Raw genomic sequence first — 19,198 nt, 5'->3', positions numbered from 1 at the left:
CGAGGCGGGCTGTCTCCTGCTCTGCCCATCCACCCGCCTCGACGGTGGCATGGTATCTCCCCCCGCGCTGTGATAGGTTTTTCGGTTCTCGTTGACAGGACAAGGATGACCTCATGATCTCGCAAACTCGCCCCCAGCCGTCCGGGGCCGAGAGCACGGGTGCGCTCTGGTGGCGCGCCTCCCTCGATATTCTCCCGTTGTCCGTTTCGGTCATTCCCTGGGGTATTCTGTGCGGCGCCCTGGCGCTGCAGGTGGGGCTGAGCCCCATCCAGGCCCAGCTGATGTCCCTGCTGGTCTATGCCGGGGCGGCCCAGCTTTCGGCCACCACGCTGTTTGGCGCCGGCACGCCGCTCTTGCCCATCGTGGGCTCCACCTTCGTCATCACCTCCCAGCACCTGCTGTATGGCTTCACCTTCCGCCGTGATGTGCTCTCGCTCCCCTTGCGTTGGCGTGCCAGCCTGGCCTTCTTCCTGACCGACGAGATGTTCGCGGTGGCCCTCAAGGACAGGGAGCGCAGCGGTGCCTTCAACCACGCCTATGCGTTGATCGCGGGCTTCGTGTTCTATCTGTTCTGGAATGTGGCGACCCTGCTCGGCATCGCCGCCGGTCAGTACATCGAAGGGCTGGATCACATGGGGCTGGACTTCGCCATCGCGGCCACCTTCATCGCCATGACGATCCCGGCCATGAAGAACCTGCCCATGGTGGCGGCGACCCTGGTGAGCGGCGTGACGGCCCTCGTCACCAAGCCGCTGCTGGCGGAGATCCACATCATCGTCTCGGCCCTGGCCGGCATGGTGGTGGGCTATGTGCTGCATCGGATGAGGAGGTAGTCATGGCCTGGCTGATGATAGGGCTGCTGACCTTGATCACCTTCTTCAACCGCTTCGCCTTCTTCTCCCGGCTGACCCGCTATCAGCCCGGTGCGGAGATGGGGGCTTTTCTGAGCTTCTCGGCCCAGTCGGTGCTGACCGCCATCTGGCTGCCCATCGTCTTCAGCTATGAGCCGGGCAAGGGGCTGGACTGGGATCCCGATTACCTCGCCGCCACCCTGTTGGTGACTGTGCTGACCCTGCTGCGGCTGCCGACCCTGGTAGTGGTGGTGGTCGGCATGGGGGGCTTCTTCCTGCTGCGCTGGCAAGGGGGCTTGCTGACCCTGCTGCCCTGGCTGGGTTGAGCCGTGATCCCGCACAGCGGATGTCGTTTATGGATATCCGCTCTGTTGTGAATGTCACTTCAAATAAGGCCCTGCAAGTGTGAGGATTTAGCCTCCACCGTCAAGGAGCCTTCCATGTCCCTCACCGCCACCTGTCAGCGCATCGTTTGCGATCCCTTGCTCTCTCCGGCCCAGAAACGCCAGGCCCTGGCCCTAGCTGCCGAGAACGCCCTGCCTTACCCCGCCCTGCCCACCACCGTCACGGCCGCCATGGCCGAGGGGGCGCTGTGCGACATGTTCGAAGGCCATGCCCCTCACAAGCCACGCTACGTGCTGCCGGATTACCAGCGTTTCCTGAGCCAGGGCTCGGCCTGGCTGGAGCTGTCGCCCCCCCGGGATTTTGACGAGGCTCTCGATGCCCTGCGCATCCTCTACCACCATGTGCCCTCGGTCACCGGCATGCCGGTCTGGCTGGGACGGCTGGATCAGCTGCTGCTGCCCTTTGTCGGGGAACTGGACGACGAGACCCTCTATGGCAAGTTGCGGCGCTTCTGGATCTATCTGGACAGGGTGCTGCCGGATGCCTTCATGCACGTCAATATCGGCCCGGATGACAACCGCCTCTGCCGCCTGATCCTGCGCATCGACGGCGAACTCAAGCAGGTGGCACCGAACCTCAGCCTGTTCCGGGATCCCGATGCGACCCCGGACAGCCTGCTGATGCAGGCGGTAGAAAATATCGCCTTGTGCGGAAAACCCCATATCGTCAACTACCCCATGCACAAGTCTGTGTTCGATGAGCGCGGTTTTGGCATCGTCAGCTGTTACAACGCACTGCCGCTCGGGGGCGGTGCCAATACCCTGGTGCGTCTCTCCCTCAAGGCGTTGGCGGAGCGCAGCCCCGACATCGAGACGTTCATGCACCGCTGGCTGCCCCACTACTGCGAGCAGGCTTCCCTGCTCATCGAGGCGCGCACCCGCTTCCTCCACGACGCGTCCGGCTTCTTCGACAGTTTCCTGGTGCAGGAGAGGCTCATCGACGAGGATCGCTTCGTGCCCATGTTCGGGATCTATGGCATGGCGGAGGCGGTGAACCTGCTGCTGGAAAAAGAGGGGTTGCCGGGGCGCTACGGCCACGACGAGGGGGCGAATCGGCTCGGCTACCGCATCTCGGCCCAGCTGTCGCTGCTTGTGACCGAACGCCCCCAGCCCCGCGCCTGGAACGGGCGGGCCCTGCTCCATGCCCAGGGGGGGCTGAGCGTGGATCGGGGGGTGACCCCAGGGGTGCGGATCCCCTACGGCGAGGAGCCGGATCCCGCCAGTCACGTGCTGGCACTGGCCCCCCATCACGACTATTACGGCTCGGGGATCAGCGAGATCCTGACTCTGGATCCCACCATACGCCAGAACCCGCAGGCCCTGCTGCAGCTCTGCAAGGGGGCCTTCGCCCTCGGCATGCGTGAGTTCAGCGCCAACGTGGCCGACAGCGATCTGGTGCGGGTGACCGGTTACATGATCCGCCAGAGCGATGTGGCCCGCTTCGCGGACGAGGGCTCTCGCTTGCAGACAACCTGCCTCGGCGCCGAGGCTAGCGAGCTGACCGGCATCCGCCGACGGGCTCCCCGGGTGGTGGGGCTGGAGGCGAGCCTGGGTGGGGTCTGACCGGAGCCGTTTGCTGGCGAGAACCGCCATCGTCAGCAGGATTTTGCCCTTCTCCTGTGTGGATGGGCCAGGTAATCGTCTGGTCATCTTCCTGCAGGGGTGCAACTTTCGCTGCCCCGGCTGTCACAATCCGCACACCATAGGGCGATGCGATCACTGCGGCGACTGTGTCCCCGTCTGCCCGAGCGGCGCTCTGCGGCTGGATGAGGGAAAGGTGAGCTGGCAGGCCGACCTCTGCAGCCAGTGTGACCGCTGCACCGATCTCTGCCCGCGCCAGGCCAGCCCCAAGACTCGCGTCATGTCGGTGGCCGAGGTGCTGGCACAGCTGCGCCGTTATGCCTCGCTGCTCACCGGCGTCACCGTTTCCGGCGGTGAAGCCAGCACCCAGCTGCCGTTCGTGGTGGCTCTCTTCACCCTGATCAAGGCCGATCCCGAGCTGGCCCGGCTGGATTGTCTGCTGGACAGCAACGGCTCGCTGGCACCCGCGGGCTGGCAGCGGCTGTTGCCGGTGCTGGACGGCGCCATGCTCGATCTCAAGGGGTGGCGGGACGGGGTACACCGCGCCCTGACCGGGTACGACCGCGAGCGGGTGCTCGCCTCCCTGCAACTGCTGGCACGGTGTGGCAAGCTGGCCGAGCTGAGGCTGCTCCATGTGCCGGGCCGAAGCGACTTTCTCGACGGGGTGGGGGGGCTGGACGCGGGTCTGTGCGCCTTCTTGCAGAGTCTGGGACCGGTCTCCATCCGCCTCAACGGCTTTCGCCACCACGGCGTACGCGGGGAGGCGCTCGACTGGCAGGAGGCCTCGAGAGAGGAGCTGGAGAGGCTGGCCAAGGCGCTGATTGACAAGGGCTTTGTGGCGGTTTCCCTGCCCGCGCTCATATGACATCTGAGCGTTAAGGCAGGTTGAGACCCGATATGACGCAACTGTGAACTTCGTCTATAGGGCCCGGGCCCGGTGATCGCTAGAATGGGTCAATCGTCCACCATCAACAGACAGCCATGAGCGAAGCCAACGCCTTATACCGGGTGCAGTTTATTTGTCACAACGAGCGTTACGAGGTCTATGTCAGGGAGGTCAATCAGGGGCAGCTGTTCGGCTTCATCGAGATCGCGAATTTTGTCTGGGACAACCACACCGCGCTCATCGTGGATCCCAGCCATGAGAAGCTCAAGAGCGAGTTTGCCGACGTCAATCGCACCCTGATCCCCATGCACCACGTGCTGCGGGTGGATCAGGTGCGCAAGCAGGGGGCGGCCCGCATCACGGATCTTGGCAACAACGTCGCCTCCTTCCCGAGCCCCATCTACACCAAGAAGCCCTGAGCCAGCCGAGTGTCATGACTGGCCGAGCCCTCGCCCCAGTTGCAGGATCCGCTGGCGGAACCAGCGCAGGGCGGGATCCTCCCCGGTCGGGCCGTACCACACCAGGCTGTGGGTCAGAGCGCCAAAGTCAAACGGCACCGGACGGCTCACCAGACCCGGCAAGTCGGCCTGCCTCGCCCAGCCCTCCAGGGTGGTGAGGATGAGATCGCTCTGACGCAGCAGGGCAGCCGCACTGCCAAAGTCCGGCAGGGTGGCGCCAATCTGGCGCCGTACCTGCAACTGGGCCAGGCTCTGCTCGAAGAAGGGGCTGGCGAGCTCGGTGTCGCGGATGGCGATGTGACGCCAGCTCAGGTAAGCATCCAGATCCCACTCCCGGGAGAGCGCCGGGTGATCCGCCCGCAGCAGGCAGGTGAGCCTGTCTTCCCGCAGGGGCTCCCACACCAGCCCGGCCTGGCTCGGCAGAGGCTGGCTCTGATCATGGGGCAGGATCACGAAATCGAGTTTGCTCGCCGCCAGCGCCGTCAACGCCTGCTCCTCCTTGTTCCAGATGACCGGCACCAACCCCGGCACTTCCTTCATCAGTCGGCCCAGGATGGGCCCCATGGGCCAGGTCATGCCACTCTCGCGCAGGGCGATGTGCAGCTGACCCTGCCAGTTGGCAGGGTTGAAGCCCTCCTGGCTGGTGAGACCGTTCAGCTCCCTGAGCAAGCGGTGCAGGCTGGGGCCGATCCGCTCGGCAAACGGGGTGAGCAGCAGCTGGTTGCCCTGGCGGTAGAGCAGTTGATCCCCCAGCAGCTCCCGCAACTGGTTGAGGGTCTTGCTGACGGAGGAGGGGGTCGTGCAGAGGCGCTCGGCAGTGCGGGTGACGCTCTGGCTGTCCAGCAGCAGGTGCAGGGTCACCAGATGACGGCCTCCCAAACGGGAGAGGGCGATCAGATCCATCGTGGCTCCAGGGGGGAAATGAGAATGAGCTGGTGGCGGCCCCCCAGTCGAGACAGTGCGATCAGATCCATGGCGGCTCCGGGGAAGGGGGTGGAAACAAAAAGCCCCGCCGAGGCGGGGCTTGGGGCTTAGCCCTTGAGCACGGCGGCCATGGCGTCGGCCACGTAGTCCACGTTGCGGCTGTTGAGGCCGGCCACGCACATGCGGCCCGAGCGCACCAGATAGACGGCGAACTCTTCCCGCAGTCTGTCTACCTGCTCCGGCGTGAAGCCGGTGTAGCTGAACATGCCGCGCTGGTTGATGAAGTAGCTGAAATCGCGGCCCGGCACCTTGGCGCTCAGCACCTCGAACAGCTTCTGGCGCATGGCCTTGATGCGGGTACGCATCTCGGTCACTTCGCCAACCCAGAGGGCGTGCAGGCTGGCGTCGTTCATCACGGCCGCGGTGATTTGGCCACCGTGGGTGGGGGGGCTGGAGTAGTTGCGACGCACGGTCGCCTTCATCTGGCCCAGTACCCGACCCGCTTCTTCGGCATCCTTGCAGATGACGGACAGGCCGCCACAGCGCTCGCCGTAGAAGGAGAGGTTCTTGGAGAAGGAGTTGCTGACGAAGAAGCTGACACCGGCGTCCACCATGGCGCGGATGGCGTAGGCGTCTTCTTCCAGGCCGTCACCGAAGCCCTGATAGGCGATGTCCATGAAGGGAATGAGGTGCTTCTCCACCACCAGGGTGATGAGCTGATCCCACTGGGCACGGGAGAGATCCACCCCGGTCGGGTTGTGGCAGCAGGGGTGCAGCAACACGATGCTCCTGGCCGGCAGCTGGCTCAGACAGGCCAGCATGGCGTCGAACTGGACGCCGCCGGTGGTGGCGTCGTAGTAGGGGTAGTCGTGCACCTTGATGCCGGCCCCCTCGAACATGGCCTTGTGGTTGTCCCAGGTCGGATTGCTGACCCAGACCTCGGAGGTCGGGAAGTAGCGCTTGAGCAGATCGGCGCCGATCTTCAGGGCGCCGGAGCCGCCGATGGTCTGGATGGTGGCGATGCGACCGGCCTTGACCGCGGCATGCTCGGCCCCGAACAGCAGGTGCTGGACGGCGGTGCGGTAGTTGGCGGCCCCTTCCATCGGCTGGTAGGGACGCGGTGCCGGGGCGGCGGCTCGTTGGGCTTCGGCCTGCTGGACCGACGCCAGCAGCGGAATGCGGCCCTGCTCGTCGTAATAGAGGCCGATCCCCAGGTTCACCTTCTGCTCGCGGGTATCTTTGTGGAAGGTCTCGACTAGCGTCAGTATGGGGTCGCCAGCATAGGCATCGACGTGTTCAAACATGGGGGGTCCTTGCGAATTGGAATCCAGAGTGTGGGATCAACGATCGGCGGTCATCATGGCGTAAAGTCGGAGATGGCTCAAGTCTGAACCCCCACTCTTGCCCTCTTTGCATGGAAGGCGGACCGAACCCGGTGTTCGTTTGCAAGCCTGGCTCACCGACCATGGATTATTTCAGATAGGAACGCAGTACCTGCACCACCTGGTCCAGATCCTCCAGCCGCTCGGCCGGGGTCGCCTCGGCGGCGCCCAGGTGTTCGCGCATGTGCCCCTCCAGCACCTCCAGCATCAGGCCGTTGACGGCGCCACGGATGGCCGCGATCTGCTGCAGAATGGCGGCGCAGTCGCTTTCCTGCTCCAGCGCGCTCTCCAGCGCCCCTGTCTGTCCCTTGATGCGTCTGACCCGCGCCAGCAGTTTCTTCTTGTTATGTACCGTGTGTGACATGGGATCCTCTCGCACATTAAAACTATACTGGGGTATAGTATATTGCATTCCATCTTGCAGGAGAAATTCATGTCATCCGCCGCCCCCATGCATTGCTGCCAACCCGTGGTCTATCAGGGTAATCCGCTGGCCGAACAGAAGACTCGCTGGGCCGTGCTGCTCACCGTCGTCATGATGGTGGCGGAGATAGGCGGCGGCTGGATCTTCAACTCCATGGCCCTGCTGGCCGATGGCTGGCACATGAGCTCCCACGCCCTGGCGCTCGGCCTCTCCGTGCTGGCCTATCGCGCCGCCCGCCACTATGCCCGCGATCACCGATTCAGCTTTGGTACCTGGAAGATCGAGGTGCTGGGCGGTTTCACCAGTGCACTGCTGCTGGTGGGGGTAGCCGGGCTGATGTTGTTCGAGTCGGTGGCTCGTCTGCTGGATCCCAGCCCCATTCATTATCAGCAGGCCATCGGCATCGCCCTGCTGGGCCTGCTGGTGAACCTCGCCTGCGCCTGGTTGCTCAAGGATGATCACGGCCACCACCATGGTCACGACCACAGTCATCATCACGGCCACGATCATCATCATGGGGATCACCACGGCCATCAGGACCTGAACCTGCGTGCCGCCTATATCCACGTGCTGGCGGATGCCCTGACCTCGGTGCTGGCCATACTGGCGCTGGTGGGGGGCATGCTGTGGGGGGCCGACTGGCTGGATCCCCTGATGGGGATAGTGGGGGCCGTGCTGGTGGCGGTGTGGGCGAAGGGGCTGCTGCGTGATACCGGGCTGGTGTTGCTGGATGCGGAGATGGATGCCCCCGTGGTGGCGGAGATCCGGGAGGTGATTGCCGAGCTGTCCGGCGCCGAGATCCGTGACCTGCACGTATGGCGGGTCGGGCAGGGGGAGTATGCGGGGGTGCTATCCCTGGCGATGGCTGAGCCTGTGCCGGCGAGCGAGATCCGCGAGCGCCTCGCCATTCATGAGGAGCTGGTGCATCTCACCATCGAAGTTACCCCGCACTAGAACCGATCAGTGGGACTGGTGTTCCCCTTCCTGGGGGGCCTTATGCCAGACGGTGCCGAGCAGCAGCTTGAGCAACAGCGCCGGCGGGTTGTCCAGCAGGCGGCCTGACTCCAGCAGCAGCTGACCATCGGCGTGGTACCCCAGGCTGGCGTGTATTTCACCTTCCTCATCCAGGATCTGCAGAACCCCGTTGAGGGTTCCCCGCTCGCCAGGCTGGCAATGCAACTTCAGCTCCCGGGGTTCCCCCAGCAGGGTGAAGGCGCGCGTCAGGGGAGGGGTATCCTCGTAATCCGGCCAATTGAAGAAGTGATACTGCTCGGCGAGGCTGCCCGCCTGCTGACAAAACTGGTCGAACAACTGGCTGATGGCCAGATAATCCGCATCCAGCCGCTTCGCCTGTTCTTCTATGCGTGCCATCGTTTTTCCTTCCTGTTTCAAGTGTCAATGAAGGGTAATCTACCTACACCTGGGTAGATGGTCAGGCAATAGGATTAATTCATGCCGTCGGTCTGTGAGATCGATCCAACTTTCGTTATGAAAACGTTATCTTGTTGAAAGGGTAGTGGTTTTTTGCCCATCAGCTCACATTTGCCGCAATGCCCGCTGATTAATATGGCACCGCTCGGCCACAACCGGGTACTCGAATATCGAGACTAACTACAGCGGGAATTATAAAAAAATGGATATGAAAAAGACCAAAGTGGCGCTGGTAACAGCCTCACTGCTCGCGCTTTTGTCTGGCTGTAATGACAACGGCTCCTCGTCCCCTACTCCTCCCACACCTCAGGATGAGCCCGTCGCTCGTCTTCCCAATGTGCAACCTCCGGCCGAGCTGCTGGTGGCGGGCCCCAACGAAGCGGTGATCGCCCTGGTGGATACCCAGACCAGCGCGGCGCGCGGCATCGACGGTCCCTTCGCCAGTCACAGTCTGCACCTGTGGAACAACGATGCCTGTAACGCCACCGCCGAAGGCGGCTTGAACGCGAGCTGGGACGATGCCAGCAAGACGGCGTCGGCAGCGGACAGTTTCGGCCCCGCCTGGGTGGTGCCCCTCTCCAAGATGGAAGGCTGCATCAATTTCATCGCCCGTAACGGTGAACTGGCGAACCTGACCGGCGCCGACATGAAGGTGGAGTTCAGCGATCACCCGGATCGCACCGTGGCCATCGTGGCGGGCAAGAACGAGATCTTCGGCAGCCGTGCCGAGGCCTTCACCGCCGCCTTCGGCGTGGCCGGGGCCAGTGCCCATCTGATCGATGGCAACACCCTGATCTGGCAAGGGGGCAAGGACAAACCTCATGTTCGTCTCTACTACACAGAGTCCGGTACCATCACCGCCAACAGCGAAGGGGTGTTCGACTTCCCCTACCTCAAGCTGACCCCCACCAGCCTGACTGCCGAGCAGCAGGCCAAGTACCCGCACCTCAAGGATGCCGCCGCCTTTGCTCTGCCGTCGGCTGCGGATCTCAAGCCCCTGCTCAAGGGGGAGCTGGTGGCCATCGGCACTGACGCGAGCGGTGTGCTGCAGGGGGCGACCCTGGTGCAGAGCGCCGGCGCCCTCGACGCCGTCTACGCCGAAGCCGCCGCCAAGCTCAGCTATGGCGCCATGGTCGAGGGGGGTAACGTCACCTTCCGGCTGTGGGCGCCGACCGCCAAGTCGGTCAAGCTGGCTCTGTTTGATGAGAACCATCAGCCCCTCGGCGAGCGGGCCATGACCCTGGATGAGGCGAGCGGCAGCTGGAGCCTGCAGGGGGGCAGCGATCTCGTCGGCAAGTATTACCGCTACGCCATCGAGGTTTATCACCCCCTCAGCCGCAAGCTGGAATCCTATCAGGTGACCGACCCCTACTCCCTGAGCCTCGCCATGAACTCCGAGTTCAGCCAGGTGGTGGATCTCGACGATCCGGCCCTCAAGCCCGAGGGTTGGGATAGCCTGAAGGCCCCCCACAGCCAGGCCAATCCGGCCGACATCGTCATCTACGAGGCCCACGTCCGGGATCTGACCGGCAATGATGAATCCACCCCGGCCGAGCACAGGGGCAAGTTCCTCGGGCTGACCGATGGCGACAGCGTGCCGGTCAAGCACCTGAAATCCCTGGCCAAGAGCGGCGTCAGCCACCTGCACCTGCTGCCGGTGTTCGACATCGCCACCATCGACGAGGATCCGGCCAAGGTCGCCAACATCAGCGACGACTTCAGCAAGCTGTGCGAGGTCAATCCCGAGGTCAAGAACTCCAAGTTCGCCAGCCACTGTGGCGGCGGCCAGACCATAGCGTCCGTGCTGGAGGATCTGCAGACCACGGACAGCAAGGAAAACCCGGTGGTGCAGGAGCTGTATGGCTATCTGCGCGGGGTGGACTCCTTCAACTGGGGTTATGACCCCTACCACTACACCACCCCGGAAGGCTCCTATGCCACCGATGCGGAGGGGACCGTGCGGATCAAGGAGTTCCGCGAGATGGTGCAGGCCATCAAGCAGAACATCGGCATGAACGTGGTGATGGACGTGGTCTACAACCACACCAACGAGGCGGGGCTGAGTTCGAAGTCCGTGCTCGACAAGATAGTGCCCTGGTATTACCAGCGTCTGAACCCGGAGACCGGCTCGGTGGAAAACTCCACCTGCTGCTCCAACACGGCGCCGGAACACGCCATGTTTGCCAAGCTCATCGACGACTCCCTGGTGACCTGGGCACGGGACTACAAGATAGATGCCTTCCGCTTCGATCTGATGGGGCATCACCCGAGAGATCAAATCGTGCAGGCCCTGGCAGAGGTGAAGAAGGTCAACCCGGAGATGTACTTCTACGGGGAGGGCTGGAACTTCGGCGAGGTGGAGAACGACAAGCGCTTCGTGCAGGCGACCCAGAAGCATCTCGGCGGCACCGGCATCGGTTCCTTCTCCGATCGGCTGCGGGATGCGGTGCGTGGCGGCAGCCCCTTTGATGGCGGCGAGGGGATCCGCAAGACCCAGGGCTTCGGCAATGGGGCCTTCATCGATCCCAACGAGGTGGACGGTGTCGATCTCGCCACCGCCCTGCACCAGTCCGATCTGGTGCGCCTCGGCATGGCGGGGAACCTCAAGGAGTTCGTGCTGACCGACAAGGACGGCATTCCGAAGAAGGGTTCTGACATCGACTACAACGGCCAGGCGGCGGGCTATGCCCAGGATCCGACCGAAATCCAGAACTATGTCTCCAAGCATGACAACCAGACCCTGTTCGACAATCTGGTCTACAAGGCGCCGGCCGGTGCCGATCTGGTGCGGATGCAGGGGGTATCGCTCGCGACCGCCATGCTGGGGCAGGGGATCCCCTTCACCCACGCTGGTAGCGAGTTGCTGCGCTCCAAGTCCATGGAGCGGGACAGCTACGATTCCGGTGACTGGTACAACCGGGTCGATTACACCCTTGGGGACAACAACTTCGACAAGGGTCTGCCACGCAAGGACAAGGATGAGGCCAACTATGGCCTGATCGAGCAGGTACTCGGCCAGCACAGCAAGCCGACGCCGGATCAGATTGCCGAGATGCAGGGCTTCTATCAGGAGCTGGCGGAACTGCGTCAATCTTCCCGTCTGCTGCGTCTTGGCAGCGGTGCCGAGGTGATCAAGCGGGTCGATTTTCGCAACACCGGTCCTGACCAGATCCCGGGCCTTATCGTGATGAGCGTGGATGACGGCACCGGCGCCGGTACGGATCTGGATCCGACCATTGACGGCCTGGTGGTGATGATCAACGCCAGCAACGCCTCCCGGAGCATCGGTGACTTCCGTGACGGCAACGATCAGCCCATCGATCTTTCCGGCATGGTGCTGAGCAGCGCTCATCGCGGCACTGACAGCATCGCCAGTGGAGCCTCGGTCAGTGGTGGCGAACTCAACCTGGGTCCATGGTCTGCCGCCGTCTTCGTCAAGCCGCAGAGCGGTGCCCAGGGCACAGGCCTGCCGGTGGGCAAGAAGACGGATCTGAGTACCCTGCCACCCTTTGGTACGACAGAGGTATTTATCCGTGGTTTCCTGGATGAATGGAATCCTGGCAACCTGATGACTTTCAGTGGCAATTACATGTATGAAGTGTCCACCGCAGTAACTGCGGATCAGTTGGCTGAAACCCAGTTGAAGGTAGCGGATGCGGGATGGAGTGCCGTCAATTACGGTACTTGTGATGGCGCTGATCAGTTGGTTCAGGGCCAGGTTCTGACCCTTTGCTCCGGGGGGGATAATATTCCCCTTACTCTGGACAAGGCCGGTACCTACAAGTTCGTGTTTACCGCCATGAACAAGGACAAGCCTACCTTGAGTGTCAGCTTCTCGGAGCCGGTCACTCCATAAGCCAACCCATCGAGCCCATGGCTGACTCGGCAGTCATGGGTTGAATTCCACCTCGCCAAGGGTGGGATAAGCCGAGAGCGTAAGCACAAGGCGCGGACTGCCATCATCAGCCGCGCCTTGATTTTTTGACTACGTTTCACCGCCCGCATAAAGAAAAGCCGCAACCTGGTTGCGGCCAGCCTTAATGATCAGCGCTTGCGCAGCAGGCGCAGGGCGTTGGCAGTTACCAGAGCGGTGGCACCGGTATCGGCCAGCACGGCTATCCACAGGCCGGTAATGCCCAGCAGGCTGGTGACCAGGAAGATGGCCTTGAGGCCCAGCGCCAGCGCTATGTTCTGGTGGATATTGGCGAGCGCGGCCCGCGACAGCCGGATCATGGCGGCAAGGCCACCGAGCTGGTTGTGGGTCAGGGCCGCATCCGCGGTTTCCAGCGCCACATCGGTGCCGCCCCCCATGGCGATGCCGATACTGGCTCGCTTCATGGCGGGGGCATCGTTGATGCCATCCCCTATCATGGCGACCTTCTGCGTCCGGACCAGCTTGCCAATTTCCTCCACCTTGCCTTCCGGCAGCAGGCCTGCGCGCCAGCCCATGCCGAGTTCAGTGGCGATGGCCTGGGCGGCTCTGGGATTGTCCCCGGTCAGCATGATACTCTGCAGCCCCAGGCTGTGCAATGCTTGCAGCGCCGCGGCAGCGTCTGGCCGGATCTGGTCGCGCAGGGCCAGCAGGGCGACCGGTGCAGTCCCCTCCTGGCAGAGCAGAACGACAGTCTTGCCCTGTTGCTCGAGCGCGGCAATTCTGGCGCCCGTCTCCTCGGTCAGTGCGGCAACCCGGCTTGGGGCCAGCAGTTGCCAGAGCAGACCATCGATGCGTCCCTCCACCCCCATGCCGGGCAGGGCACGAAGGTCTGTGGCGGTAGACAGGGTTAGCCCCTGCTCGTTCGCGGCGACCACCACGGCCCGAGCCAGCGGGTGGTGGGAGCCCTGCTCGATGGCGGCGGCCAGCGCCAGCCACTCGGACTCGGGTCTGCCATCCAGACTGATCAGCTCTGTGAGTTGTGGCTTGCCCAGGGTCAGGGTGCCAGTCTTGTCAAAGGCGACGGTATCGACGTGGGCGAGCCGCTCCAGCGCCGCGCCTCCCTTGATGAGGGCGCCCTGCCGGGTGGCGGCCGCCAGGGCGGAAGTGACCGCAGCCGGGGTGGAGATCACCAGGGCGCAGGGGCAGCCGATGAGCAAGAGCGCCAACCCGCGGTAGATCCACTCATCCCAGCTCTGGCCGAAGAAGAGGGGGGGCACCAGCACCACCAGCAGGGCGACCAGCATCATGGCCGGGGTATACCAGCGGCTGAAGCGATCGATGAAACGCTCGATGGGCGCGCGCTGGCTCTCGGCTTCTTCAATCAGGTGCAGAATACGGTCGATGGCGTTGTTACCGGGCTCGGAGACCACTTCCAAGCGCAACACCCTGTCCGCCGCCAGGCTGCCGGCGGGCACCTTGTCCCCTTGTTTGCGTTCCACCGGAATGGACTCACCGGTCAGGGCGCTCTCGTCGAAGGCGCCGAGGGCGTCGAGCAGGCGGGCATCGGCAGGCAGCCGGGCACCGGGGGCTATCTCGATGAGGTCGCCGGGGCGCAACTCGTCGGCCGCCACCTCTTCACGCAGCTTGCCTTCGGGGGTCTTGCGGATGCGCAGTGCCTTGTCCGGTACCAGCGCCATCAGGGCGGTGACCCCGGCCCGGGCCCGACCGGCGGCATAGGCCTCCAGGTGCTCCCCCAGCATGAACAGCAGCAAGACCATGGCCGCCTCGGCGGTCTCACCGAGGAAGAGGGCGCCGACGGCGGCGACCGTCATCAGGGTCTCGATGGCGAAGGGCGAGCCGCTCCTGGTCAGGGCCCAGGCCTTGCGAGCCACGGGCCAGAGCCCCCACAGGGTGGCCAGGACAAACAGCGGCTTGCCGATGCTATCCGGCAGCAGGGCGGCTACCAGCATCAGGGTCGCCAGCGAGAGGGGCTGCCAGTACTTGCCGAGCAGCGTCATCAGAGGGCTGGCAGGGGGCTGTTCGGCCGTCTTGCCCTGGGCTGTCCCCTTGAGCTGAAAACCGGCTTGCCGCACGGCGGCGGTCACGGGATCGGGGGAGAGGCCGGGGGCGAGATCCACCACCAGCTTCTCGGTCGCGAACAGCACGCGGGCCTGCTGCACACCGGCCACCCGGCCGACGGCAGTTTCAATCTTGCGGGCGCAGCTCGGGCAATCCATTCCAAGCACCTGCCAGCTATGGCGGCTGGCGTCTTGTGCCGGTTCGCCAAGGGGGGCGGGCTCATCATCCTCTTCGGTGTGAGCCGTGTGATCATGGGCATGGGCCGATATCCCGGGCGAGGGGGGCGTGCAACAGTCCTGGTCGACACAGCCACCTCTGGGGGGCTCTTCATCCCCGGGGGAGTCGCCGACGCCATGATCCTGATGCTCATGGGGCTGGCTGGCACTGCAGGCCGCCACTGGCACCGCGTTGTCGCAGCAGTGGCTGTCGTGGTGGTGCTCTGTGGTGCTGGCCCTGATGGCCTTGATCGGGGCGGCAACCGGGTGAGTGCCGCAGCAGGATTTGCTCATATCGCGTTCCTCATGAAGGGGTCCCGCCGATGCGGGATCCTGGATGACTGAGGAGAGTGTAAACCTTGGTGTTTAGTCCAAGGTCAAGCTCCTGTCATCGCCGTTCATCGGGACGGTTCGGTGCGCATCCTGCGTGTGGATCCGAAGCCGTGATATCCCTTATCTTGTCGGGTGTTTGTCTCTGCCCGCTGGGCCTATACTGGGAGCCCGGATCCTCAATCAATCATCAAGGACATAACATGAGCAATACCGTCACCCTGCAAGGCAACCCTGTCTCCGTCTCCGGTCACTTCCCCGTTGCCGGCGAGCAGGCCAAGCCCTTCTCCCTGGTTGCCAAGGATCTGTCCGATGTGACCCTGGAAAACTTCGCCGGTCAGCGCAAGATCCTGAACATCTTCCCGAGCGTGGACACCCCGACCTGCGCCACGTCAGTGCGCAAGTTCAACGAGCAGGCCAGCTCCCTGAACAACGCCGTGGTGCTGTGCATCTCCGCCGATCTGCCGTTCGCCCAGGCCCGTTTCTGTGGTGCCGAAGGTCTGGACAAGGTAGTGAACCTCTCCACCCTGCGCGGTGTCTCCTTCCTGCAGGACTACGGTGTGGCCTTCTCCTCCGGTCCGCTGGTAGGCCTGGCTGCCCGTGCCATCGTGGTGCTGGATGCTGACAACAAGGTGCTGCACAGCGAGCTGGTGGCCGAAGTGGCCGATGAGCCGAACTACGCCGCCGCCCTGGCTGCACTGGCCTGATAGGACGCGAAGAACCTGTCACGCCAGGTTGGAAAGAGAACGGCCCGCTTTGAGCGGGCCGTTTTGTTATCAGCTCTGCTGAAGGGCTGGATCCGTCTGGGCGAGCGCCCGGTGCAGGTGTTGGCCGAGTTGCCGATCCGGATCCTGCGGCAGGGTGAGGACGCCGAGTTGCTGCGCCTGCTCGACCGTTATCTGCCTAGAGAGCAGGGCATTGAGCCCGGCCTCGCTGATCATGACCACCCGATCCTGCGCTGTGGGCGCCGGACTGTGCAGTTGCAGCAGCAAGACCTCCTTGCCCCTCATCTTCGACCAGAGCCCCGAATCCACCAGCAGGATGGAAAAGCCCCCTGGCTGATCGGCCCGCTGCAGGTTGTCTTTGAGCCGTAGTAACCACTGCTGGGCACGCACGAAGCCTTCCCCTCCCGCCATCGCAGGAATGGGGGAGATCCGGTTGGAGGAGATGGCATTGGCGGTCGCGATGGCCACATCCAGTGAGCCAGGCCAGGCCGTGGCGAAGGGGTCACCAACCAGCATATCATAGCCGCAGGCCTCGGTCTGGGAAGAGAAGGGGGCGGCCAGGCCAAGGGTCAACAGGGCGGCAACGAGAGTGCGGGGATAAGCTGTGTCCATCTAGCTGTACTCCTGAATGAGGGGGCCGATGGCCACCCGGACAGATTGATAAGAAGAACACCACAGGGAGTCGGCATTGTCCATGGTTGTTGCACTGGCGTGGGATCGCTGGCTAGACTTCGCCTCCCACTTCTTCATCCATGTAACGCCATGACCTTCTGCGAACTCGAACTGCATCCCGCCTTGCTGGCTAGCCTGCCTGCCACCCTGCAAAGACCGACCCCCATACAGCAACGGGCGATCCCGGTGGTATTGGCGGGAGAGGACCTGCTGGCGCTGGCCCGTACCGGCAGTGGCAAGACCCTGGCGTTCGGGCTCCCCCTGTTGCAGCGACTGGATGCCACCTCGTCCCGGGTGCAAGGGGTGGTGCTGGTGCCGACCCGGGAGCTGGCGACCCAGGTGAGCGAGGCGCTGAAGACGGGGGCCGATGCCCTGGGACTGCGAATCGTGACCCTGTGCGGCGGGGTGGCGCAGGAGCAGCAGATGAGTGAGCTGGCTCTGGGGCCCCAGCTGCTGGTGGCGACACCGGGCCGATTGCGGGATCTGCTGAGTCAGCAGGTTCTGGTGCTGGATGCACTGCGCATGCTGGTGCTGGATGAGGGGGATCGCCTGCTGGAGATGGGATTCTGGCCAGATATCCAGGTGATTCTCAGCGCCATGCCCGATGCCCGCCAGACCCTGCTCTTCTCCGCCACTCTGCCGGCCGAGCTGGAGAGTCTGGTGAGCGGCTTGCTGCGGGCCCCCCGACGTATCGAAACGGATCCGCTCAACGGCGTGGCGGAGGATATCGAGGAGCGGCTCTATCTGGTGAACAAGAGCAGCAAGGTGCCCGCCCTTGTCGCTCTCTTGAAGGAGCATGCCTGGCCCCAGGTACTGGTGTTCATCAGTGCCCGCGACTCCGCAGACGGGGTGGCCCGCAAGCTCATCAAGGCGGGTGTCGCGGTGGCGGCGCTGCACGGGGATAAGGAACAAGGGGTCCGTGAGCAGGTGCTCGCCGATTTCAAGGCCGGCAGGGTGCGGGTGCTGGTGGCTACGGATCTGATGGCCCGCGGCATCCATGTGGAGGCCTTGCCCGTGGTGATCAACCTGGACTTGCCCGTCAGTGCCCCCGTCTATGTGCATCGTGTCGGCCGCACTGCACGGGCGGGGCACGCCGGGCTGGCTATCTCTCTGGTATGCCATGGCGAGACCGAACCGCTGGCCGCCATCCGCACCCTGACCGGGCGGGAGCTGGCGCTGCTGGCATTGCCCGGTTTCCCGGTGACCGATCAGCCCGGTAGCGGCGAGGGCAAGCGTCCACCCCGGGACAAGCAGGCCAACAGACGCACCCAGGCCAAGCGCAGCGTCAAGCAGTTCAAGGGCAAGGCGTAATCTGTCGCAGCCAGGGGCCACCCCCTTGCCGTTTGCCCAACTGGTCAGTATCAAATAGCGCTCGCTTCGCTATGCTCCATGGGTTTCACCATGGAGGGATGACGAATGAGCAGTCTGGTAATGGGGCCCTTGCTGGGGCTCGAATCAGAGACCCAATACAGCATCTGTTTTCTGGCGCAGGCCAGCTGCAAGCGCGCGGCCGTGAGGATCAACGGCGAGGTGCTGGCCGCCAGCAAGCAGGCGGACACCCCGAAAGGGGGTTTCTGGCGACTCGTCTGGCAGGCGAGTCCCAAGAGCAAGGCCGGCACCCCCGTCGACTACGAGATATTGCTGGATGACCAGCCAGCGCAAGATCTCGGTGGATACGATAAATGGCAGTTTTATATGCCAGGAAAGAAGGAGAGTGTGCTGATAGGCTACGCCTCCTGCAACGGTTTCTCCGATTTCAAACTGCTCACCTCCACTCCGGCGCCCTACGCCATGTGGGACAAACTCGCCGCCGAACACAAGACACATCCCTTCTCCCTGCTGCTGATGGGGGGAGATCAGGTCTATGCGGACTCCCTCTGGACGAGCGTGCCGACCCTGAAAGCCTGGAACGAGCTGGACAGGGCGGAGAAGGTCAAACGCAAGGCGACCCAGACCATGGTGGATCAGCTGGATCGCTTCTATTGCGAGCTCTACTGCAAGCAGTGGGGGCGTCTCGAGGTGGCCTTCATGCTCTCCCGGGTGCCGAGCGCCATGATGTGGGACGATCACGACATCTTCGATGGCTGGGGCAGCTACCCGGAGGATCTGCAGCGCTGCGAGGTCTATCAGGCCATCTATGCTGCCGCCACCAAATATTTCCGCTTGTTCCAACTGCGCACCGGCGCCAATGCGGCGTTGCTGGACAAGGCCCTGGATCATCACTCCTGGCGGCTCGGCTTCCGGGGCTACCAGATCCTGGCGCTGGACAACCGGGCCACCCGCACCCTGACCCAGGTGATGAGCCGGTCCCAGTGGGATCAGATCAACGAGGCGCTGGCGGGCTGCACCAGCGGGGATCTGCTGGTGATGACGGGGGTGCCCGTGGTCTATCGGGACTTCTCCTTCAGCGAAGCGGCGCTGGACGCCACCCCCTGGGAGGAGGAGCTGACCGATGATCTCAAGGATCACTGGCGCGCCAAGGCCCATGAAGGGGAACGGGCCCGCCTCATCATGCGGCTGCTGGACAATGCCAGGCAGCGGCGCAAGAACGCCAGGGCGGACAAGGGCAGCAGCCTGGAGCCCAAGACCCTGATCCTGTCCGGAGACGTGCACGTGGGATGTCTCGGGGTCGTTCAGGACAAGCGGGATGGGGTGTTGAACCTGCACCAGCTGGTCTCCTCCGGCATCGTCCACCCGTGCCCCACCCAGTTCCAGTGGATGGGGATCCTCGCCATGACCAACGACAACCCCGAGTACCTGGACGAGAGCCGGCTGATCCGCACCGAGCTTCTCAAGCCGTTCGGGGCGCCTGTCTATCTGCGCACCCGCAACTTCGCCACCCTGCAGATGGGCACGGATGGCAAGCTGTGGGCCAACTGGCGCTGTGAAAATGGACTGGATGCCAGCTATCCCCTGGCCTGATAGCGTCGAGTGACAATCAAAGGGCCCGAATGCGGGCCCT

The 19,198-nt window shown here is 63.7% G+C and carries 17 protein-coding genes; 10 read left to right on the top strand and 7 right to left on the bottom strand.

Annotation, left to right across the window (positions count from 1 at the left end):
• Positions 1-113 precede the first annotated feature (113 nt).
• From ACW5W7_RS19480 to ACW5W7_RS19460, 5 genes are all read left to right on the top strand, one after another.
• Entirely contained in the window at positions 114-833 is a 720-nt protein-coding gene (locus tag ACW5W7_RS19480) for an AzlC family ABC transporter permease (RefSeq protein WP_456502767.1), read from the top strand.
• A gap of 2 nt (positions 834-835) precedes the next feature.
• A complete protein-coding gene (locus tag ACW5W7_RS19475) occupies positions 836-1,177 on the top strand; it encodes an AzlD domain-containing protein (protein WP_349919575.1) in 342 nt (113 codons plus the stop codon).
• A gap of 114 nt (positions 1,178-1,291) precedes the next feature.
• The gene (locus ACW5W7_RS19470) at positions 1,292-2,818 is read left to right on the top strand and encodes a YjjI family glycine radical enzyme (protein WP_456502766.1); all 1,527 of its coding nucleotides are present in this window, start codon (positions 1,292-1,294) and stop codon (positions 2,816-2,818) included.
• A gap of 10 nt (positions 2,819-2,828) precedes the next feature.
• Positions 2,829-3,701 (top strand): YjjW family glycine radical enzyme activase, encoded by an 873-nt coding sequence (locus tag ACW5W7_RS19465; protein ID WP_456502765.1) that lies wholly within the window; start codon positions 2,829-2,831, stop codon positions 3,699-3,701.
• Between the two features lie 116 nt (positions 3,702-3,817).
• On the top strand, positions 3,818-4,141 hold the full coding sequence (locus ACW5W7_RS19460; protein ID WP_349919572.1) for a DUF1820 family protein: 324 nt from the start codon (positions 3,818-3,820) through the stop codon (positions 4,139-4,141).
• A gap of 12 nt (positions 4,142-4,153) precedes the next feature.
• Here ACW5W7_RS19460 and ACW5W7_RS19455 read toward each other — a convergent pair whose 3' ends face one another.
• From ACW5W7_RS19455 to ACW5W7_RS19445, 3 genes are all read right to left on the bottom strand, one after another.
• Complete coding sequence (locus ACW5W7_RS19455) at positions 4,154-5,083, bottom strand: LysR family transcriptional regulator (RefSeq protein ID WP_456502764.1); 930 nt, start codon at positions 5,081-5,083, stop codon at positions 4,154-4,156.
• Between the two features lie 128 nt (positions 5,084-5,211).
• The gene (locus tag ACW5W7_RS19450) at positions 5,212-6,408 is read right to left on the bottom strand and encodes an amino acid aminotransferase (RefSeq protein ID WP_456502763.1); all 1,197 of its coding nucleotides are present in this window, start codon (positions 6,406-6,408) and stop codon (positions 5,212-5,214) included.
• 166 nt (positions 6,409-6,574) lie between these two features.
• On the bottom strand, positions 6,575-6,850 hold the full coding sequence (locus tag ACW5W7_RS19445; RefSeq protein ID WP_349919568.1) for a metal/formaldehyde-sensitive transcriptional repressor: 276 nt from the start codon (positions 6,848-6,850) through the stop codon (positions 6,575-6,577).
• Between the two features lie 69 nt (positions 6,851-6,919).
• Here ACW5W7_RS19445 and dmeF point away from each other — a divergent pair, with 69 nt between their 5' ends.
• Positions 6,920-7,864: a CDF family Co(II)/Ni(II) efflux transporter DmeF gene (gene dmeF / locus ACW5W7_RS19440; protein ID WP_456502762.1), complete on the top strand. Its 945-nt coding sequence runs from the start codon at positions 6,920-6,922 to the stop codon at positions 7,862-7,864.
• Positions 7,865-7,870: 6 nt separating this feature from the next.
• Here the strand turns inward: dmeF and ACW5W7_RS19435 are convergent, their stop codons facing one another.
• On the bottom strand, positions 7,871-8,281 hold the full coding sequence (locus tag ACW5W7_RS19435; protein ID WP_349919566.1) for a protein-tyrosine phosphatase family protein: 411 nt from the start codon (positions 8,279-8,281) through the stop codon (positions 7,871-7,873).
• A 262-nt stretch (positions 8,282-8,543) separates the two neighbouring features.
• On the opposite strand from ACW5W7_RS19435, the gene pulA reads away from it, so the two are divergent.
• Positions 8,544-12,197 (top strand): pullulanase-type alpha-1,6-glucosidase, encoded by a 3,654-nt coding sequence (pulA, locus tag ACW5W7_RS19430; RefSeq protein ID WP_456502761.1) that lies wholly within the window; start codon positions 8,544-8,546, stop codon positions 12,195-12,197.
• Positions 12,198-12,385: 188 nt separating this feature from the next.
• Here the strand turns inward: pulA and ACW5W7_RS19425 are convergent, their stop codons facing one another.
• Positions 12,386-14,803, bottom strand: coding sequence for a zinc/cadmium/mercury/lead-transporting ATPase (locus ACW5W7_RS19425; protein ID WP_456502760.1), 2,418 nt, complete (start codon positions 14,801-14,803; stop codon positions 12,386-12,388).
• A 239-nt stretch (positions 14,804-15,042) separates the two neighbouring features.
• Here ACW5W7_RS19425 and tpx point away from each other — a divergent pair, with 239 nt between their 5' ends.
• Entirely contained in the window at positions 15,043-15,546 is a 504-nt protein-coding gene (gene tpx, locus ACW5W7_RS19420) for a thiol peroxidase (RefSeq protein WP_349919562.1), read from the top strand.
• Positions 15,547-15,615: 69 nt separating this feature from the next.
• On the opposite strand, the gene ACW5W7_RS19415 is transcribed toward tpx, so the two are convergent.
• Both ACW5W7_RS19415 and ACW5W7_RS19410 read right to left on the bottom strand, forming a co-directional pair.
• Positions 15,616-16,176, bottom strand: coding sequence for a hypothetical protein (locus ACW5W7_RS19415; RefSeq protein ID WP_456502759.1), 561 nt, complete (start codon positions 16,174-16,176; stop codon positions 15,616-15,618).
• Positions 16,177-16,314, bottom strand: coding sequence for a hypothetical protein (locus tag ACW5W7_RS19410; RefSeq protein ID WP_456502758.1), 138 nt, complete (start codon positions 16,312-16,314; stop codon positions 16,177-16,179).
• A 12-nt stretch (positions 16,315-16,326) separates the two neighbouring features.
• On the opposite strand from ACW5W7_RS19410, the gene ACW5W7_RS19405 reads away from it, so the two are divergent.
• Both ACW5W7_RS19405 and ACW5W7_RS19400 read left to right on the top strand, forming a co-directional pair.
• The gene (locus ACW5W7_RS19405; RefSeq protein WP_456502757.1) at positions 16,327-17,547 is read left to right on the top strand and encodes a DEAD/DEAH box helicase; all 1,221 of its coding nucleotides are present in this window, start codon (positions 16,327-16,329) and stop codon (positions 17,545-17,547) included.
• A 105-nt stretch (positions 17,548-17,652) separates the two neighbouring features.
• A complete protein-coding gene (locus ACW5W7_RS19400; RefSeq protein ID WP_456502756.1) occupies positions 17,653-19,158 on the top strand; it encodes an alkaline phosphatase D family protein in 1,506 nt (501 codons plus the stop codon).
• The last annotated feature ends 40 nt before the right edge of the window (positions 19,159-19,198 follow it).

Source organism: Aeromonas intestinalis (assembly GCF_054052485.1).
This window is presented reverse-complemented; position numbering and strand designations above follow the sequence as displayed.

Excerpts from the sequence above, each read along its gene's own strand:
- ACW5W7_RS19425 (WP_456502760.1), bottom strand. The coding sequence starts at position 14,803 with ATGAGCAAATCCTGCTGCGGCACTCACCCGGTTGCCGCCCCGATCAAG.
- ACW5W7_RS19450 (WP_456502763.1), bottom strand. The coding sequence starts at position 6,408 with ATGTTTGAACACGTCGATGCCTATGCTGGCGACCCCATACTGACGCTA.
- ACW5W7_RS19435 (WP_349919566.1), bottom strand. The coding sequence starts at position 8,281 with ATGGCACGCATAGAAGAACAGGCGAAGCGGCTGGATGCGGATTATCTG.
- tpx (WP_349919562.1), top strand. The coding sequence starts at position 15,043 with ATGAGCAATACCGTCACCCTGCAAGGCAACCCTGTCTCCGTCTCCGGT.
- pulA (WP_456502761.1), top strand. The coding sequence starts at position 8,544 with ATGGATATGAAAAAGACCAAAGTGGCGCTGGTAACAGCCTCACTGCTC.
- ACW5W7_RS19445 (WP_349919568.1), bottom strand. The coding sequence starts at position 6,850 with ATGTCACACACGGTACATAACAAGAAGAAACTGCTGGCGCGGGTCAGA.
- ACW5W7_RS19460 (WP_349919572.1), top strand. The coding sequence starts at position 3,818 with ATGAGCGAAGCCAACGCCTTATACCGGGTGCAGTTTATTTGTCACAAC.
- ACW5W7_RS19405 (WP_456502757.1), top strand. The coding sequence starts at position 16,327 with ATGACCTTCTGCGAACTCGAACTGCATCCCGCCTTGCTGGCTAGCCTG.
- ACW5W7_RS19480 (WP_456502767.1), top strand. The coding sequence starts at position 114 with ATGATCTCGCAAACTCGCCCCCAGCCGTCCGGGGCCGAGAGCACGGGT.
- ACW5W7_RS19410 (WP_456502758.1), bottom strand. The coding sequence starts at position 16,314 with ATGAAGAAGTGGGAGGCGAAGTCTAGCCAGCGATCCCACGCCAGTGCA.
- ACW5W7_RS19400 (WP_456502756.1), top strand. The coding sequence starts at position 17,653 with ATGAGCAGTCTGGTAATGGGGCCCTTGCTGGGGCTCGAATCAGAGACC.
- ACW5W7_RS19470 (WP_456502766.1), top strand. The coding sequence starts at position 1,292 with ATGTCCCTCACCGCCACCTGTCAGCGCATCGTTTGCGATCCCTTGCTC.
- ACW5W7_RS19475 (WP_349919575.1), top strand. The coding sequence starts at position 836 with ATGGCCTGGCTGATGATAGGGCTGCTGACCTTGATCACCTTCTTCAAC.
- ACW5W7_RS19455 (WP_456502764.1), bottom strand. The coding sequence starts at position 5,083 with ATGGATCTGATCGCCCTCTCCCGTTTGGGAGGCCGTCATCTGGTGACC.
- ACW5W7_RS19415 (WP_456502759.1), bottom strand. The coding sequence starts at position 16,176 with ATGGACACAGCTTATCCCCGCACTCTCGTTGCCGCCCTGTTGACCCTT.
- dmeF (WP_456502762.1), top strand. The coding sequence starts at position 6,920 with ATGTCATCCGCCGCCCCCATGCATTGCTGCCAACCCGTGGTCTATCAG.